Here is a 17,303-nt window from a genome sequence, read left to right on the forward strand (position 1 = left end):
AAAAGAATTAATATCTATCTTTTTATATGATAAAGAGATATTAGAGCTCGACCCGCTCCACCCAGGTGGCGAGTTCGCCGCCGTGCAGGTCGACCACGCGAAAGCCGGGGCGGGACGCCTCGTCGACGGCGAAGGTCTCGCTGCCGGGCAGGAACTGGTCGCTGGTGGAGGGGCAGGCGTAGACCGGGACCCCGACCGGGCCATGCCCGACGAAGGCCTGGTGGATATGGCCGCAGAGTACCGCCTGGACGCACTCGTGGCCGGCGAGGGTACGCCAGAAGGCCTCGGCGTCGACCAGCCCCAGCGCATCGAGCCAGGCCGAGCCGACGGCCAGGGGCGGGTGGTGCATGGCCACCAGGGTCGGCCGGTCGTCGTCGGCGAGACGCTCGGCGAAGGCCGCCAGGCGCGCCTCGCCGAGTTCGCCGGCCTCCTGGCCGACCACCTGGGTATCCAGCAACAGGACACGCCAGTCCTCGAGGTCGAGGCTGGCGTGGAAGGGACGGCACTCGGCCATCGGATCCGGCGCGTCGTGGTTGCCGGGCAGCCAGAACCAGGGACAGTCGAAGCGGGCCAGGACCCGCTCGGCCAGGGCATAGGAGGCCGCCGTCTCGTCCTGACTGACGTCACCGGTGACCAGCACCGCATCGGGGCGCAGGCGCGCGGCCGCCACCACCACCCGCTCGAACTGGCGATGGGGGATGCCGGTGCGCGAGCGCGCCAGGGGGTCGGCATGCAGATGACAATCGGTGACCTGGATGAGACGCATCAGGCTACTGGGCTCCTCAGGGTAGTTCCGGCAGGTCCAGGGAGTGGCCATGGGCCAGGCCGTGGTCGAGCCACTCGCCGAGGAAACGGTTGAGCTGGAGCTTCTCGTCGGGCTGGTGCATGCGGGCGTTGGGATAGCGATAGCGGCCATCGAAGTGGCGCTGGCGCTGGAAGTCGGTGACCTCCGCCATGCGCACGTCATGATAGAGGTGGACCCGCATGCGGGGCGTGTCGATCAGTGCGTCGAGGACCCCATGCTGGGAGACCCGGATGATACTGGTGTAGGGGGCCCGCTCCTGGACCTTGAGGCACAGGGCACCGAGGCGGCGCCCCTGGTTGACCAGTTCCACCTCGCGACTCTCGCCGGCCTCGAGATCCCCCAGCAGGCGGATCAACCGCACATAGTTGGCGGTGCACTCCCCCTGGAGGGTCCTCAGGTCGGTGACGTAGGCACTTCTCGACACGCTACCTCCTTGCTCTCAGTGAGGCCCGCTGCGCCGCCAACCAGTGGAAGGCGATCAGGCACATGGCATTGTCGAGTCGCCCGGCCAGCAGGAGTTCCCAGGCCCGTTGGAACGAGAGCACGTGGACGCGGATGTCCTCGTGCTCCTCGTCGAGGCCGTGGATGCCGCCCAGCCCTCGGCTGTCGATCAGGCCGCAGAACAGGGTGACCCGCTCATTGCAGGCGCCGGGGCTGGGGTAGTAGGTGTGCAGCTCGATCAACTCCCCCACCCGGCAGCCGGCTTCTTCCTCGGCCTCGCGACGGGCCACCTCGGCCAGGCTCTCGCCGCGCTCCACCAGCCCCGCGACGATCTCGAGCTTCCAGGGCGAATCGGGGTCATCCAGGGCGCCGGCACGAAACTGCTCCACCAGCGCCACCGCATCCCTCTCGACATCGTAGAGCAATACCCCCACGGCGTCGTGGCGCTGATGCACCTCGCGAACCATCGCCCCGCTCCAGCCGCCCTCGAAGAGACGGTGGCGCAGGTGCAGCTCCTCCAGGCGAAAGAACCCCCGGTGGAGGCAGCGTCGCTCGAGCAGTTCCACGTCCTCGGCGTCGAAGGGCGCGGCCGCCAGGTCATCGGGCGGGTTGGCGTGATCGGTCTGCGACATGCGGGCCTCCGTGTTCGCGAATGCCCCATTATCATGACCGCAGGGGAGGCTGCCAACCGTCACCGAGCGCCGACCGAAGCAGACCTCGGCGCCTGGTGCCGCGGCCGCATGTCGAGGCGGATCAGTCCTGGAGGCGGGCGACCATGGCCCTGGCCCGGTCGCGCAGCGCCTCGTCGGAGGCCTCGCGTCCCGCCCGGGCCTGGCCCGCCACCGCGCGGCGCGCATGGGCCAGGGCCTCCGACTCGCGCCCCTCCGCTTCCAGGAAGGCCGCGTAGTAGGTATTGACGTCGATGCCCTCGGGGCGGATCGCCAGGGCCTTGCGGAACATCGCCTCGGCGGTCTCCTCGTCGCCGAAGGCCACCGGCCATCCGGGAGCCCGATCATAGAGGGCCCCCAGGGTCACGTAGGCCGAGCCACGATGGCCCGCGGGGTCCAGCGCCACGGCGCGCTCGAGCACCCGGCGCGCCGCCTTGGCGGCGCCCAGGGCGGACAGGCCGCCGGCCTCCCGGGCCAGGGAGGCCAGGATGATGCCGCGCCAGACCAGCACCTCGCTGGCCTCGGGATGGGCCTCGGCGAGGGCAGCGGACTCCTCGGCCAGGGCCGACAGGGCGTCCTCGCGACGCGTCGCCTCCATGGCGGTGGTGACATGCTCCCAGCGCTGCTTCAGCGAGAAGACACCGTCCTCCCAGGCCAGCGCCTCGGCGACGGGGGCGGCGGCCAGGCCCAGGCAGACGGTGGCGGCCAGCAGTTGGCGTCTCGACATGGCGGTTTCCTCGGCGTTGTGGTCATGGGCGGGAGCACCTCACGGAAATGTAACGAACGTTTGAATTATTCGCCAGCCCGCCGCGGTTGCCGAGTCGCGCCGGAATGGCGTATGTTGCGACTCTTCGACCCAGGGGAGGCGTGGATGAAAGGCCGCAACATGACGCGCTGGCGCGACCCCGCCAAGGACCCGCGCCAGGAGCCCAAGAGCAACCTGATCACCGCCGAGGGCGCCGAGCGCCTGCGGGGCATCCTCGACCACCTCTCGCGGGTCAAGCGCCCCACCCTCTCGGCCAAGGTCGGCGAGGCGGCCGCCCTGGGCGATCGCAGCGAGAACGCCGACTACACCTACAACAAGAAGGAGCTGAACCGGGTGATCGCCCGGATCCGCTACCTGACCAAGCGCCTGGACGAGCTCCAGGTGGTGGACCGGTTGCCCGCCGATACCGGACGAGTGTTCTTCGGCGCCTTCGTGACGCTCGAGGACGAGGATGGCGAGGAGCTGCACCTGCGCATCGTCGGCCACGACGAGACCGACACCACCCGGCACTGGATCAGCGTCGACGCCCCCCTGGCCAAGGCGCTGCTCGGCAAGGGGCTCGACGACGAGGCCACGGTGGCCGCCCCGGGCGGCGAGACCACCTACCTGATCACCGCGATCGACTACCGCCAGCCCTAGGGCAGTGCATCGCCGCTGCCGCCTCGCCGACCTCGTGCGTGCCTGCCGCGATTCGGCGACACTCCCCTGCCAGGTGAATCAAGCGCTTGGCGCCGGGCGAGAATTCATGTCTCCAACAAGAGACGCTCTATCGATATCCCCTGCCGCCGCCCCGCGACACCCTGCGCATGACGCGTGCAATAAGTCTTTGTGAACCAAGAAATTAATCCGCGCGTGGCACGGAAATGGCCTAATACTGGATAAGCGAGCCTCCCGGCTCGTGGCATGAACCAAAGCGTGTCCACTGAACGATCAGGAGGAGCACCATGAAGACACTGACCCTGAGATCGATGCTGCTGGCCATTGCCCTGCTCTTCGGTAGCGGTGTTGCTATCGCCGAAGGCACAGACAAGTTTACAGAGCTGGATGCCAATGGCGATGGCGCCCTCAGCGCCGAGGAGGCCACGGACGTGACCGGCCTGGACTTCGAGGCCGCGGATGCCGATGGCGATGGCGCCCTCAGCGAGGAGGAATTCAAGGCCGCCAAGACCAGCATGGAAGGCGGGGACGAAGGCACCGGCATGGAAGGCGAGACGATGGCCGAATAATCGCCACTCACCCGGCGGCCGCTTCCTGCGGCTGCCGCGGGGCATGCCGGCCCGACCGGCATGCCCTCCTTATTGGCCGACGGGACGCCTCAGGTCCTGGCGCTGTAGACCCGGAAGCGGCGGTCGTCGGCGAGGATCTCGAAACCGCCGAAGGCCCGCTCCAGCAGATCCGGATAGGGCAGGAAGGCGTTGGCCACCAGCACCAGCCGGCCGCCCGGCACCAGGTGCTCGGGCGCCTCGCGGATCAGCCGGCCGGCGGGGCCGTAGTCCACGGCTCGCTCCTGGTGGAAGGGCGGGTTGCTGACGATGGCGTCGAAGCGTCGCCCCTCGAGCCCCGCGAAGACATCCCCCGCCCTCACCTCACCGTCCAGGGCATTGGCCTCCAGGCTGCGCCGGGTCGCCTCCACGGCGAAGCCGTTGACGTCCACCGCGGTCATCGCCAGCCCCCGCCGGGCCAGCCAGCCGGCCAGGATGCCGTCCCCGCAGCCCATGTCCAGCACCCGGCCCGTCTCGGGCAGCGCCTCGGGCAACCGCGACAGCAACAACCGGGTGCCCTCATCGAGCTTGCCGTGGCCGAAGACGCCCGGGTGGCTGGCCAGCTGCAGCCCCTCGGCCTCGAAGGACGTCCAGGCCGCCTCCGGGTCGAGACCGACCCGATCGAGGCGGGACTCGAAGAGCGTGCAGCGCCGGGCGCTGTCGACCTTTCGGCAGCCGAGCCCCAGGGCCGCCAGGACCTTGAGCACCCGCTTGATGCCGCCCTGGTGCTCCCCCACCACCTGTAGCGGGGTGCCCGCCGGCAGGTGGGCGCACAGCCACAGCAGCCACCACTCGCCCAGGGCATGGGCCTTGGGCCAGAACAGCACCACCCCCGGCGGGGTCGGCACGTCCGCCTCGAAGGGCGAGCCGGCCGGCCGCCCCCGCGCCCGCCAGGCGGACAGCACCGCCTGGTCGGCGGCGAGCACTCGCCCCTCGCCGCCCTCCAGCCAGTCGTCCCGGGGCGGGGCCACCCACAGCCAGCCGCGATAGTCGGCGTCCTGGCGTTCCAGCAGTTGGCAGACGGGGGTCTCGGCACTCATGAAACGGGCTCCTCGGGGCGAATCAGGGTATAGAGCAGGTAGCGACCCAGCCGCCAATGGGGGTCGACGCGGCTGTAGCGCCACTCCAGTTCGAGCAGGGCCTGGCGATCCGCCGCCGTCTCCGGCGGCGCACGAAGGTAATCGTGGAAGACGCGCACCCCGGCCACCTGCGACACGCACAGGCCCGCCTCCCCGGCCCAGGCGACGACCTGCCCATGGGTCAGCGGCGAGATGGGGGTCAGGCGTCGGCGGCGCCCCTGGCCCTCCAGCCGGTCGTCCAGGGCCTTCTGCAGGTTGCCCTTGACCACGTTGGACAGGCGCAGGGCATCGCGGTTGAAGACCATCAGCGAGAGCTGCCCCCCCGGCGCCATCAGCCCGGCCAGGGTCGCCAGGGCCGCCCGCGGGTCCGCGAGCCACTCGAGCACGGCATGGCAGGTGACCAGCGGCCAGGGGCCGGGCAGTTCCACCGGCAGCGACTGGAGCGGTAGCCGATGGCGAGGCACCGGCCGGTCGGCGAGGTGCTCGGCGGCCCGGTCCAGCATCTCGCCGGCGGGTTCGGTGAGGGTGACGGGGTGGCCTCGGTCGTTCAACCAGGCGGCCAGCTGTCCCAGGCCACCGCCCACCTCCAGCACCGGCTGCGCCTGCAAGTCCAGCATCTCGGGCAGCAGCCGGTCGAGCAGGGCGAGGCGCAGTTCGCCACGCAACCCGCCATACAGGCTGCCGGCGAACTTGTCGGCGAGGCCGTCGAAATGGCGGTCGCCCACCGCGGACAGGTAGGGGGAGATCTCGGGCATGGGGGCATCCGGACAAGGGCTGACGACCATTCTACCCGCTAAGCGGTGCCGGCTCACGGGCGGGACGCCTGCGGGTTTATCTCGCCGGTTCAGACGCTTATACTATCGCTCGTTTCGCCCTCTTAGCTCAGCAGGATAGAGCAGCCGCCTCCTAAGCGGCAGGTCGCAGGTTCGAATCCTGCAGAGGGCGCCAGAATTTTCAATATGTTACGCCACCGCCCTCCCCTTCGCGTAATGGATGCCCGCTCCGCGCCCCCACATGCGCCCCCACATGGGACACGGTATAGGCCGGCTTCGGTCTGCTCCCTACGCCAACCCTCCGGGTGAGCGGCGCCCTATTCTCGGATCATTTCGATGGCGCTGCCTGCATCAACCCAAACATTCGCCCGCCTGTCGATTATTCGTACCCTGCTCGGCGCGACGATGTTGATGTCTAGCGGGACCACTCGATACCGTTTTTCCGTTACCCCACACCCTGGCACTGCCCCCTGGACACCATGTGACAGATACTGGACCTGCTCCCGGTAAGCGGATTGGGTCGTGCAGACCAACTGGCCATTCTTCAAGTACCAATCACCCGCAGCCAAGCTAGTGGAAAGACTTGCAGCGATTATGGCGACGGTTACCACCCCGACATACTTCATACCCTACCCCCTGCCCAAGTTAAGACTTTCTCATTTAGCTTAGTCTGCTGAAGCAAACACAAGACGTGTTTCATCCCCCGTCGGCAGAATGCGAACCCCAGCGGCCATATCGGGGCACCCGAGCAACGACCACTCCGCGCGACCAATGGCCACCGTGGGCGGCCGGAAACCGTGCTGGCGCTGGTAGCGGTCAACATAGCCTTTCAGGGTGCCCAGCAGGTCGGCCCGGATCTCGGCGTGGTCGTTGGTGCTGTGCTTGTCGGCCATCCTGGCATCCTCCGTGGTTGCGATAGTCACTCCTGCCGGGAAGTCGTGGGTTTCTCCCGCGGCCCGGCCTAGGTATTTACAGATATGGCACAGCCCGAATCCCGGAAAAACCCGAATTCGCGAATTTCCTTAATCAACAAATAGTTGAATTAGCGATTTGCGGAGGAAAATAGGGAAAATTCCGAAAACTCTCGCTCACCGCGCTCGGCGCCCCTCGCGGGCTAGAAGGCGTCCAGGAAGGACCCGCGACGCATTATCGGGAGGGACTAGCCAGGCGTGGGTGCCGGTTTTGAAAACCGGACGCATTTGTCCGGTTCCTGTCCGGAAAGTGTCCGGTTTCCGTCCGGTTTCTCCGGTTGGCGCCTCCTGCCGGGTTGTCCGGCCCCCCTATAGGGGCCGGAAAACCGGCGCGCTCCAGACGGCGCCTCGGCGAGTCAGGGTAAGTACAGCAGGCGGACCGTTTCTCCGCCGTTTTCGGTGATGATCCACCCAAGGTCGGCTAACCGTTCCATCGCTTCACCGAACCGGCGGCGATCCGTGCCATCGCGAGCCGCTGCCTGGCGCCAGGCCTCCACGGCCACCGGGGTGCCCTCCTCCCCGTCTTCCGGAAAAGCAGCCAGGTCGCCCAGGGCATTCAGCGCCCGTTGCTGGTGCTTCCCGGTCGGTCGCTTCGGCCCGCCCATCCGTGCCTCGGTCGACACGGGCGCGCAGGACCAAACCTCCGTCCCGTCTCCCTCGACAACCGGCAACTTGACCGGCGCCAGCCGGAAGGCCCGGCGTTCGGGCGTGTCGGCATCCTTCATCTTGGTGGCTTCCAGGGTCACCGTACCGGCGGGGTCCTTGGCCACCTTGTATTCCGCATCCACGGCCCCCCGAAGGGCGGTAGATCCGCGCGCACCCCGCGTGGCGTCCTTGCCGCTGTGGTGGACGACCAGCACGGTAGCCCGCCAGTGATGGCGCAAGGCATCCAGGTTGGCGACGAAAGCGCCGATGTCGGTCGCGCTGTTCTCGTCACCCCCGAAGCACCGGGCCAGGGTGTCCACCACGATAAGGGCCGGAACCTGCCCGGCATCCTCGGCCATGGCATCGACGACGCGCAGCACCTCGGCGGCGCTCGCCTTGTCATCCAGCGGGGCGGCGCGCTTCGACGCGTACAACGGCACACCCGCGAGGCTAGTCCCGCGCTTGAGTTCCCATGCCTTGAAGCGGCGGCCTAGCCCGTTATGGCCTTCCCCGGCGATATAGAACACGGCACCCGGCGTGGTCTCGGCCCCATGCCAGGGGAGCCCCGTTGCGATGCTGGCAGCCAGGTCGATGGCGAGAAAGGACTTCCCGTGGCCCGGCTCCCCATAGACCAGCCCCAGCGAGTCGGCTTCCAGATAGCCCCGCACCAGCCAGGACACAGGGCGAAGGTCAGTGACCAGCTCGCCAACCGGGACGAATCCGAATGCACGATGCTGGCGCTTGGGACCGGATTCCGGTTCCCCTTCATCTTCGAGCTCGCCCAGGTCCTCGAACGCCTCCAGGGCATCGGTCCGCCGGCTTTCGCGGTAACGATCCTGATTGAACTCGGTCAGGGTACGCCCGTCATCCGTGGTCATCATGGCGCCCACGGCACGCAGGGCAGCGTCTTGGTCGCCACCATGCTCCCAGAAGGTCAGCAGGTCGAAGGCATCTCCCCAATCCGACAGACCGGCCTCCCGGTCGCTCTCGTGGGCGGTATGCCAGCGGGCGCCGTCCTTGGTGATGGTCACGCCCGGCGTCCCCGACTCTGACAGGGGGGATAACCAGCGGGCGCCATACTGCCGGTAGCCGTAGGCCTCCAGCACCAGCCGCAGCGGGTGGGCGGCGTTATAAGCAGCGATGGGGCTAGCCTGGCCGGTTGCCTGACGCTCGGCCAGCTTGGCCCGCGCCTCCGCCTGCCGGCGCTCCAGGTCCTCCCGGCGTTCGGCCTCGGCCGTGTCGTGGGCGGCCACTTCCTCGGCGAAAGCGTCTCGCCAGTCGAACCCGCCGCCCAGCGCCAGCACGTCCTCCCCGGAGGTCGCGGCGTAGAACTGGCCGGCGTTAGGGAGGTAGCAGACCTGATTGGCCCGCTCGGCGGCCCGGTCGGGGGCGATGCCCAGGGTCTCGAGTCGGTCGTTCAGGATGCGTTGGCATGCCTCGAAGCGATCCCCGGGACACGGGGCGGCCAGAGGCACAAGCAGCCGCGCTTTCTGCTGCCCCCGGGTCGCGCTGGCGCTGGTATACGCCAGAACCGTGGCACTCAGGCTATCGGACAGCCGGTCGGCGGCCTCCTGCAATTCCGGCGGGTTACTGTCCAAGTCGGCCCACAACGCGAAGAACTCCCCGTGCTGGCGCTGGTCCTCTACCCGGCGTGACAGCACCGGCGAGAAGATAGCCCAGCGGGAATGAGCCTTGTCGACGTGCTGGGGAGCGCCCAGCATGGCAACCACCGCAGCCCCGGTGATGGTCTCGAGCGGGCGCGGGTTACGCTTGGCATTGGGGCTGTGGTACTGCCCGACCCCGCTACAGAACTCCGCCTTGAGGAACGCAGCGGGCAGCCCCAAGGCTTCCGGGTCGATAGTCGAGCGGCCGGGGTGCAGGGGGATAACGTTAGCCGTGGTCATACGACTTCCTCCCGGCTTTCCTGCCACATGCGCTTGACGACATCGGGGAACCTGCCCAGAGATTCCAGCAGCAAGGAAATCGCCTCCCGCTCGTACTGTGCCGGGTTACCTACGCACTCCGCCCGCAGGGGAGCAACAGGCACGAAGGTTTCGTAGGGGTAGGCCCCGAGGTCTCCGACGGCGCTCAGGTCAGCAGCTGGCAGCAGGAACGCAGACTCCGGCGACAGCTCCGCGGCAATGACCGTCGGCGCCTGCCTCATTTGGCGCCCCCGGCGCCACGCGAACGCACAAGCTACGGAATAGTAGGGGGTCCAGTGCATCCGCTGGCGGGCCTCCTCAACCGTCAATCCGGCTTGCCCCCGATACACGCGGAACCTAGCCTCGCAGGGGGTCGGGACGTCAGCGGCCCGAAGCATATCCGTCAGGCCGTCCCGTCCCCCGGCTTCCCGGCACAAGCGGGCCGTACCTACCCGGCAGGCTACCGACAGCAGGCCACGCAAAGCGGCCGGAACCACCCCTGCCCGGTAGGCCTCGGTGGACAGGTCGACCACCGCGGCGGTGCCGATGGTTTGCCACAACGCATTGGCGGCCCAGGTACTCCCGGCCAGCAAACCGGGGATATGGCGGTGACACCTCCGAGGCGTCACGGCTTGGAAAAACTCCCGGTCAGACATGCGCGATCTCCCTTCAATCCGTCCCAGGCTTTTCCGACCAGGCCGGGGGGCTCCCGCAGCCCCACAAGAGCACGCCCCGCGCTCGGCGGCAAACCGAAGCATCTCCTCGACGGCATCCCGGCCGCCGGCCGCCCGCGCCAACCGTGCCGGGGTCGCGGCGTTCACGGTCTTCAGCAGCTCATGCAGCATGGCCGGCCTCGCCTCCCGGCACCGGAAAAAGGCGATCCGCTCATAGGTCAGGACGCAGAAGCCGGGACGGGTGTTCGCGGGCATGTCGCCCAACAGCCGGGCTACACTCGACGGGTCTCCGCGAAGAAAGCCGGGATAGCGGCCCATCCAGTCATCGGGCAATGCCGCATAGAACCGCTCGAGCGATTCTCGGTTCATACAACGGGCCAACTGACGGCGCTGACGCTCCTCGAGGGCATAGCCCTGCTGGGGGTCGTTCAACTCGAGTGCCAAGCCGAAGCGGCTGCAGGTAGAGTCGATGAAGTCGGCAGCGCCGGAACCCGAAGCGATGCGGCCGGCAGCTGCACGACTGACGGGCGACCGGCGGGCCAGGGCCAACAACAAACGCCGCTGCCGCGGAGTTGCATTCAGGATCTCGTGGGTATTCATGCGCGCACCTCGGGCGTTTCGGCAGACAGGACGGCGGCGATGCGCCGACGATCCTCGGGAGTCGGCTGATAAATGCCTCTCCACGACGGGTCACCGTCGACCGTCACGCAGGGGATGCGAGCGCACGGCAGCGACAGCCCATACGCCTGGCGAAGGGTGGCGATGTAATGCGGCCCGTTGGGAGCCGGAACGATCCGGTCAGCATCCTCCCGGCTGACAGGACCGCGGGATAACGCCAGCAGCAACCGACGCTGCCGAGGCGAAGGGGGAACGATGGTAGCCATCGCGAGTACCTCCGGTCGGAGGCACCAGCAAGGCCGCGGGATGGCCCATTATGGCGGCCAGCACTGTCAACTTGAGGTTGAATGGCTGCCGTCGGTCGGTTACGCTTCAAATGTCCCGTGGCCAGAGCTGGTGCGGGTCATGGTCAAGGCATCGGGTCGGCAAACTCTCCGCCTTGAACCGCTAGGACACACACTAAAACGCTCGGCTAGCCCTTCAGGGTGGTGCCGGGCGTTTTGGCTTCAGGCCGCGGGATAATCGCGAAGTCCGGCGAACGGAATAGGACCTTCGCGGCTTCCATCGCGTCACCCCAAGCGTCAACCATCTCCTGGCTATCATCCGGCGACAGCCGGTAGCGGCCCCACGACTCGGCAAAGTCGTATACTGCGCGCTCCTCGGCGGGCGATCCCGCCACCACAAGGGCGGCGCTGTCCAACGCCATAGCCAGGTCATTGGCGGCCAGGGTCTGCGCGCGGATTCGCTCTGTCAGGCTCAGTTCTTCGGCGCGCTTGCCTGCCAGTTCGGCAGCCCAAACAGTGCGCTTGGCGTGCTGTCGGGTCTCGGCCGTCATGCCCGATCCTCCTCTGACAGCGAAGCAGCCCATCGGTCCAAGTCCTTACGGCGCCAGCGAGTCGCGCCGGGGGCCGGCTTCACGGGACGAGGGAAGCGCCCCTGGCCTACAAGCCTCCAAATGGTCGTGCGTCCCAGGCCGGCCCACTGAGCCACCTCCCTATCCGTCAGAAACTCTTTCATTGCGTAGCCTCCGCATTCTCAGGGGCGCAGAAATTGCGGCCCTTGAGTCGAACGGTAGCGGGGCGGGACTAGCTGGCGCAAGCGGAAACTTATGATTTCCCCTTTTGTGTCAGATACTTAGATTCAACCTTTGGTTGAAAGTTTACACGCTAACAAAATAAAAACCTTAGCAACTCAGAGAGTTAACCCGCGCGGTGTTTCGACTACCTGCCCTGCATCGGAACAACATTGCTGCCAGGATTTTGGGCTACCCGGTCGGCTACCAACTCGCCCCACCGCTTCCACACATCGACTTGAGCCGGCCAACGGGCGGCGTGGTTGTATGTAGCCACCAGCTTGGGCGGGGCATGGGCCAGCATCTGCTCCACGAGCAATGGCTCGGCCAGCAGATCCTCCGTCCAACGGGTCGCGGCGCTACGCCGAAGATCGTGCACCGTGAAGGGGGGCAAGTGGTAAAGGGGGGCGGTCGTGTCGTGTTCCTTTCGACTCCGACCCTGCAGCCGAGCCACGACGGTCGACAGGCTGTCGGGATGCACGGGCTTGCCGGAATCACTGACTGACGGGAACACAAACTGGCTGTCCGTATGCTGGCGCTGTTCGGCCAGGATCTCCAGCGCCAGTGGGGTGAGATACACGCGATGTGCCCGGCGCGATTTCGCACGCTCGGCGGGAATGGTCCAGGTATCGCGCTTGATCTCTTCCCAACGCATCAACGCAGCCTCCGAGCGGCGACACCCGGTAAGGATCAACAACCGCAGAACGTTAGCGGTGGTCGCCGACATCCACGCCGTAGAGGCTAGCCCCTCGGGTCTGTGTCGCGCGTCTTCGAGGGCCTGCCATAGGGCGCGAAGCTCCGGCAGGGAAAGATGGCGGTTGCGTGGAGTGCCACCGCTGGCGCCCACCTTGGCCGGCGTCAGATTGGCAATGGGGTTCTCCTCGACCTGCTCTCGGTCCTCGCAGTAATCCAGCAGCCCGCGCAGCAGGTTCAGGCAATGGCGGCCCTCCACCGGCGCCTTAGCTACCACGTCCTCCAAGACCTCGATGACCTGGCGTCGGGTTACGTCTCGCACGTAAGCGTCGGCCAGACGGGGAGCCAGGTGGCGGCGCCAGCGCCCCTTGTGCTGCCCCACGGTCTTGGGGGTCGGCAGCCGCTTGCCGCGGCCCGGCGTTTGCTCATAGAAGACGATCCAGCGTTCGAAGGCATGACCCATGGTCCAAGCCGCTTCGTTGCGGGCTTTCTCGGCTTTCCGATGCTTGCGCGGGTCGATTCCTTTCTCTACCAGCTTCGCGGCGTCGCGGTGCTTCTCGCGCGCTTCTGCCAGAGACATGCCCGGATAACGGCCCAGCGCCATCTCCACCGCATTACCCGCCAACCGAAAGCGGAATACCCATGTCTTAGCCTCGCGTGTGGTGCGGGCCTCGAGCGCCAGCCCACCAATGCCACGGTTGCTCACGGCGCGACGTGCCTTGTTCCTGCCCTCGGGGAGCATGAACGCGGCAACCTGACGGTCCGTAGTGATGGGATTCTGAGATTTCCCTGCCATGCGCCCTCCCGTGTCCTGTCCGGGGCCGCAATCGGCGTTGCGCCCCCACATGCGCCCCCACATGAAACACAGTATAGGGTGGTACAGCATGAGACACAAAAGGACATATTTATCACATAACAAACTGATTTACGGTGGAATTACTGAACAGATCCGAACAAGTCCAAACAAATCCAAACCGCCTATCATAGTGCTCCTAAGCGGCAGGTCGCAGGTTCGAATCCTGCAGAGGGCGCCATCTTTCCCTCAGGCCAGCGCCGGATGGACCACCACCCGATCCCGTCCCTGGCGCTTGGCCGCATAGCTGGCGGCGTCGGCGCGCCCGATCACCTCGGCGATGCGCTGGTCCGTCTCCTCGAGGCTGGCCACCCCGAGGCTCAAGGTGACCCGGTATTCCTGCCCCCGATGTCTCACGATGATATCGCGCACCGCCTCACGCAACGACTCGGCGATCCTCGACGCCTGGGCGTGGGTGCAGCTGGGCAGCAGGACGGCGAACTCGTCGCCGCCCTGGCGGGCCACATGGTCACTCTGCCGCACCTCCCGGGCCACCACCTGGGCGATGCGGCGCAGCATCTCGTCGCCCAGGGCATGCCCGCCCTGGTCATTGATGGGCTTGAAGTGATCCAGGTCGAAGAGGATCAGCACCGAGGACGTGCCGGTCTTGCGGCAATCGGCCAGGGCCTCCTCGAGACGGCGCTCGAAGCCGCGACGGTTGAGCAGGCCGGTCAGCGGGTCATGCTCGGCCTCCCACTGGCGCAGGGCCTCTTCCTCGCGGCGCTCGGTGATATCCTTCACCGTGCCCACGAAGCCGAGGGCCTTCCCATCGGTCGTCACCCGGCTGGCATGGACCTCCAGCCACAGCAGGTCGCCGCCCTTGCGGTAGTAGCGAAACTGCTGGAGGAAGTCCTCACCGCTCACCATGCTGTAATGCCACAGGTCCAGGGCGGACTGGCGATCGTCGCGATGGATATGTCCCAGCCACTCCCCCCGACGCTGCTGGGCCTCGACAGGGCCGGTCAGCTCGACCAGGGCGGGGTTCATGAAGGCGATGTTGCCCGCCGTATCGGTCACGAACATCCCCACGGGCGACGAGGCCAGGATGGCATCGAGGAAGGCCTGGCGATCCTTGAGCTGTGCCAGGGCCTTGCCGCGTTCCACCTCGACGCGATTGAAGGTATCGGCGACCCGGCGGAGCTCCTGCATCCGGGTGGACAGCGCCACCCGGCTTCGCCGGCCTTCCCCCACGGCCGCGATCTGGCGCTCGAGTTGGAAGAGGGGACGCAGCGCGAGCCACAGTAGCCAGCTCATCAGCGGCAGCATCAGGGCCGCGACCAGCAGGGCCTTCCCGCCCAGGCGCTCCAGCCAGCGCTGGAGGGGGGCCATCACCTGATCACGCGGCAAGGCGACGCCAACGACCCAGTCGGCGGGCCAGATCTGGCGGTAGGCGTGGTAGGCGTCGCCCCCGGACAGCAACGGCCCCTGGCCCTCCCCTTCCCAGCCGTCGAGGGCCAGATCCAGCAGCGGATTGAACGCCGCGCCCGGCACGTCGGTAAAGATGTGCTCCCTATCGGGATGGGAGAGGAAGGTGCCGGAGGCGCTGATCACCGTCGCGAAGCCCTCCTGCCCCAGTCGCAGTCGATCCAGCCGCCCGGAGAGACCGCTGTCCAACCTGACGATCCCGCCCACGAGCCCCTGGAAGCGCCCTGCCTCGTCCAGCCGTGGCACCGCGAACAGCACCTGGGGCGCTCCACTCGCCTTGCCCCGGATGGGCTCGCTGACATGCGGACGCCGGAAGGCCCGCACGCTACGGAAGTAGTCGCGGTCGGCGATCTCGACGCCCCGGAGCCGGCGGCGATGGGGCCAGGCGGCCTGGATGGCCCCCTCGGCATCGGCCACCAGCAGGCCATCGAACCACTCCAGCAGGGCGTCATTGCCCCGCAGCGCGTCGCCGAGCCGGGACGCCCCCTGCCGCTGCTGTGCCTGGAGGCTCCCTGCCAGTCGCTGCAGGGCCTGCAGACGGGTCTCGACCTGATCCGTCAGCTCATCGGCGATCAGGCGCGCCTCGTAACGCAGATGGGCCCGGTTGGACGCCTCGAGCAGCGACTCTCCCGACTGCCAGCCGAAGCCGAGCAGCAGGGCCAGGACCACCAGCCAGGTCATGACCAGTCCCGACAGCAGGCGTCCCTTCAGTGAAAGCAGCTTATTCATTCATGTGCGTGGCGGGGTGTAAAAGCACGCGCCACCTCGGGGCCAGGGGGTACCATGAATCTATCAGTCCTTGCTGATCCTAACATCCCCGTAGCATGGCCGAATCGCCAGGGTTGTGTCGCCCACCTGCCGGGCGGTGGCGATGACGCCCCTGGCCAGGGCGAACATCGTACGCCATGGATCGCATATGTCTGACGCTTCCCCGCTCCCTGACGGGTGACGCCCGGCACCGACTGACATGCCTTGACCCTCCAGAGGCTCGCCGAGAGCCTTGCGGGTCGAACCTCGCGGGTCGAGCCTCGTCGGCTGGGCGACAGCGAGAGACTCCATGCCTGCGGACGTAGGGATCGCACCCCACCCCATCGTCGACGATCAACGGCGGCCGACCACGCCCGCGGCATCACATTTCGGACACACCTGCGACACCCCCGTTGTAAGGAGGGCAATGGTGGAGGCACTAAGCAATCAGGACCCGTCAACGGGTCCCGGATCCCCCCACCGACCGAAAGGTGCCTCATGAACATCAAGACTCTGACTGCCGGCTTACTGGCCATGCTGATGATGGGCGGTGCCGCTTATGCCATGGACTCGGCTGCCATCGAGAAACACATGGAGGAGATCAACCAGAAGGCGGAAGCGGCCGCCGACGAGGATCGCGTCGACGCCCTGGAACAGCAGGTCCAGGAGCTGCAGGAGCTGATCCAGATGATGCTGGAGGAACAGCAGGCCAGCTGAGCCGGCGCTGGTGGCACGGCCCTCCGCGGGGCCCGCTCGGGCGGGCCCCGCTTTTCCGAGTGCCGCGCTTGGCGGTCAGCGGCTGCGTTCGACACGCAGCTCGTAGTTGTTGACCCCGGAGTGGGCCGAGCCGAACTTCTGGCCCTGGACGCGGATCCGGTAGCGCCCCGGCGACAGCGTGGTCTCGAGGTCCACGTCGCCATCGAAGCCCTGACCGGCGCCTTCGGCCACGACCCGGCCGGAGGCGTCCAGCACCTCGAGGGCGATGCGGTAGGTGTCCTCGTAGCCCGTCGGATAGGTGGAGGTGGTGATCGCCACGCGACCCCGCTCGGCCATCTCGAAGGTCAGCACCTCGCCCCGGGCGCGGATCTTCACGTCGGTGACGATGGTCTCGTAGCCCTGTTGTGAGGCGGGCTGAGCCGCCGGCTCGTCCTCGGCCCGATCGCGCGTTGCCTGGGAGGCCGCGGCACCGGTCGCCGTGGCCGACGCGCCGGCGGCGGCCGAGGTCGATGCCGCCGCGGTGGCCGCGGCATCGCCGGCCTCCGCAGCCGTCTCCGTCGAACCGCCCAGGGTGGCCACGGCGTCATCGCCCCTCACGAACACCGAGCGAGCCCCCTCGCGCTTGTCGCCGGTGAAGAAGATGCCCTCGCCGTCGCTGACGCCCTCCGCCAGGCGCTGTCCCTGCGCGTCGAGGCCCACGATGTCGATGGAATAGCCATCCCCGGCCTTGCCGCGGGTGCCGAAGCGCTGGGCCTCCACGCGCAGCACATAGTCACCGGGCTCGAGGCGCTGGCGCAACGCCAGGCCGCCGTTCTGCCCCAGCGCCTCGCGGCGGGCGATCACCCGCCCCTGGGCGTCCTCGAGGACGGCGGCGATGCGGTAGTCCTCGGAGTAACCGGCGGTGACCTCGCTCTCGAAGAGGTAGGTCCCGGCCTCGGTCACGGAGAAGTCGTGGGCGTTGGCGCCGCCGAACAGGAAGCGGCGGCTGTGGGCATCGGTCTCGGCCTGGAAGAAGCCGGTCAGGTCGAGCTGACGCCCCTCCTCGCGGAATCGCTCCTCCATCACGCTGTCGGCGGCGACCGGCGCGGCCGCCAGGGTCAGCGCCAGCAGGCCGGCCGTCACTATCGGCTGTTTCATGGAACCTCGCTTGCGTTCGTTCATGGCCAATGAAA

Annotated in this window: 17 protein-coding genes and 1 tRNA gene; 4 read left to right on the forward strand and 14 right to left on the reverse strand. The window is 67.5% G+C overall.

Annotation, left to right across the window (positions count from 1 at the left end; genetic code table 11):
* Window positions 1-40: 40 nt before the first annotated feature.
* From OCT48_RS14195 to OCT48_RS14210, 4 genes are all read right to left on the reverse strand, one after another.
* Window positions 41-766, reverse strand: a complete 726-nt coding sequence (locus tag OCT48_RS14195) for a metallophosphoesterase (protein WP_263589781.1) — start codon at window positions 764-766, stop codon at window positions 41-43.
* 16 nt (window positions 767-782) lie between these two features.
* Window positions 783-1,229 (reverse strand): DUF1249 domain-containing protein, encoded by a 447-nt coding sequence (locus OCT48_RS14200; protein WP_263589782.1) that lies wholly within the window; start codon window positions 1,227-1,229, stop codon window positions 783-785.
* Between the two features lies 1 nt (window position 1,230).
* A complete protein-coding gene (locus tag OCT48_RS14205) occupies window positions 1,231-1,878 on the reverse strand; it encodes an NUDIX domain-containing protein (RefSeq protein WP_263589783.1) in 648 nt (215 codons plus the stop codon).
* Window positions 1,879-1,999: 121 nt separating this feature from the next.
* A complete protein-coding gene (locus OCT48_RS14210; RefSeq protein WP_263589784.1) occupies window positions 2,000-2,641 on the reverse strand; it encodes a hypothetical protein in 642 nt (213 codons plus the stop codon).
* 144 nt (window positions 2,642-2,785) lie between these two features.
* Between OCT48_RS14210 and greB the strand changes: the two genes are divergently transcribed.
* A complete protein-coding gene (gene greB / locus OCT48_RS14215; protein ID WP_263589785.1) occupies window positions 2,786-3,319 on the forward strand; it encodes a transcription elongation factor GreB in 534 nt (177 codons plus the stop codon).
* Window positions 3,320-3,624: 305 nt separating this feature from the next.
* Window positions 3,625-3,906, forward strand: a complete 282-nt coding sequence (locus OCT48_RS14220; RefSeq protein WP_263589786.1) for a hypothetical protein — start codon at window positions 3,625-3,627, stop codon at window positions 3,904-3,906.
* A gap of 89 nt (window positions 3,907-3,995) precedes the next feature.
* Here OCT48_RS14220 and OCT48_RS14225 read toward each other — a convergent pair whose 3' ends face one another.
* Both OCT48_RS14225 and OCT48_RS14230 read right to left on the reverse strand, forming a co-directional pair.
* The gene (locus tag OCT48_RS14225; protein ID WP_263589787.1) at window positions 3,996-4,982 is read right to left on the reverse strand and encodes a methyltransferase; all 987 of its coding nucleotides are present in this window, start codon (window positions 4,980-4,982) and stop codon (window positions 3,996-3,998) included.
* Window positions 4,979-5,776, reverse strand: a complete 798-nt coding sequence (locus OCT48_RS14230) for a methyltransferase domain-containing protein (protein ID WP_263589788.1) — start codon at window positions 5,774-5,776, stop codon at window positions 4,979-4,981. The genes OCT48_RS14225 and OCT48_RS14230 overlap by 4 nt, the downstream gene beginning before the upstream one ends.
* A 116-nt stretch (window positions 5,777-5,892) precedes the next feature.
* Here OCT48_RS14230 and OCT48_RS14235 point away from each other — a divergent pair.
* Window positions 5,893-5,969, forward strand: a tRNA-Arg gene (locus tag OCT48_RS14235).
* A gap of 490 nt (window positions 5,970-6,459) precedes the next feature.
* On the opposite strand, the gene OCT48_RS14240 is transcribed toward OCT48_RS14235, so the two are convergent.
* The 7 genes from OCT48_RS14240 to OCT48_RS14265 form a co-directional block, all read right to left on the reverse strand.
* Window positions 6,460-6,687 (reverse strand): hypothetical protein, encoded by a 228-nt coding sequence (locus tag OCT48_RS14240; protein WP_263589789.1) that lies wholly within the window; start codon window positions 6,685-6,687, stop codon window positions 6,460-6,462.
* Between the two features lie 434 nt (window positions 6,688-7,121).
* Window positions 7,122-9,314 carry a helicase RepA family protein gene (locus tag OCT48_RS14245; protein WP_263589790.1) on the reverse strand — a complete coding sequence of 731 codons (2,193 nt, stop codon included), beginning with the start codon at window positions 9,312-9,314 and terminating at the stop codon, window positions 7,122-7,124.
* Window positions 9,311-10,606: a hypothetical protein gene (locus tag OCT48_RS14250; RefSeq protein ID WP_263589791.1), complete on the reverse strand. Its 1,296-nt coding sequence runs from the start codon at window positions 10,604-10,606 to the stop codon at window positions 9,311-9,313. The genes OCT48_RS14245 and OCT48_RS14250 overlap by 4 nt, the downstream gene beginning before the upstream one ends.
* Window positions 10,607-11,096: 490 nt before the next feature.
* On the reverse strand, window positions 11,097-11,459 hold the full coding sequence (locus OCT48_RS14255) for a hypothetical protein (RefSeq protein ID WP_263589792.1): 363 nt from the start codon (window positions 11,457-11,459) through the stop codon (window positions 11,097-11,099).
* A complete protein-coding gene (locus OCT48_RS19620; protein WP_412031012.1) occupies window positions 11,456-11,641 on the reverse strand; it encodes a helix-turn-helix transcriptional regulator in 186 nt (61 codons plus the stop codon). The genes OCT48_RS14255 and OCT48_RS19620 overlap by 4 nt, the downstream gene beginning before the upstream one ends.
* 203 nt (window positions 11,642-11,844) lie before the next feature.
* Window positions 11,845-13,185: a tyrosine-type recombinase/integrase gene (locus OCT48_RS14260; protein ID WP_263589793.1), complete on the reverse strand. Its 1,341-nt coding sequence runs from the start codon at window positions 13,183-13,185 to the stop codon at window positions 11,845-11,847.
* Window positions 13,186-13,431: 246 nt separating this feature from the next.
* On the reverse strand, window positions 13,432-15,396 hold the full coding sequence (locus tag OCT48_RS14265) for a diguanylate cyclase (RefSeq protein ID WP_263589794.1): 1,965 nt from the start codon (window positions 15,394-15,396) through the stop codon (window positions 13,432-13,434).
* Window positions 15,397-15,912: 516 nt separating this feature from the next.
* Between OCT48_RS14265 and OCT48_RS14270 the strand changes: the two genes are divergently transcribed.
* Window positions 15,913-16,131 (forward strand): hypothetical protein, encoded by a 219-nt coding sequence (locus OCT48_RS14270; protein WP_263589795.1) that lies wholly within the window; start codon window positions 15,913-15,915, stop codon window positions 16,129-16,131.
* Between the two features lie 75 nt (window positions 16,132-16,206).
* Here the strand turns inward: OCT48_RS14270 and OCT48_RS14275 are convergent, their stop codons facing one another.
* A complete protein-coding gene (locus OCT48_RS14275) occupies window positions 16,207-17,268 on the reverse strand; it encodes a hypothetical protein (RefSeq protein ID WP_263589796.1) in 1,062 nt (353 codons plus the stop codon).
* Window positions 17,269-17,303 lie beyond the last annotated feature (35 nt).

The sequence above is a fragment of the Halomonas sp. M4R1S46 genome (assembly GCF_025725685.1).
In the GTDB taxonomy this organism is placed as follows: domain Bacteria; phylum Pseudomonadota; class Gammaproteobacteria; order Pseudomonadales; family Halomonadaceae; genus Halomonas.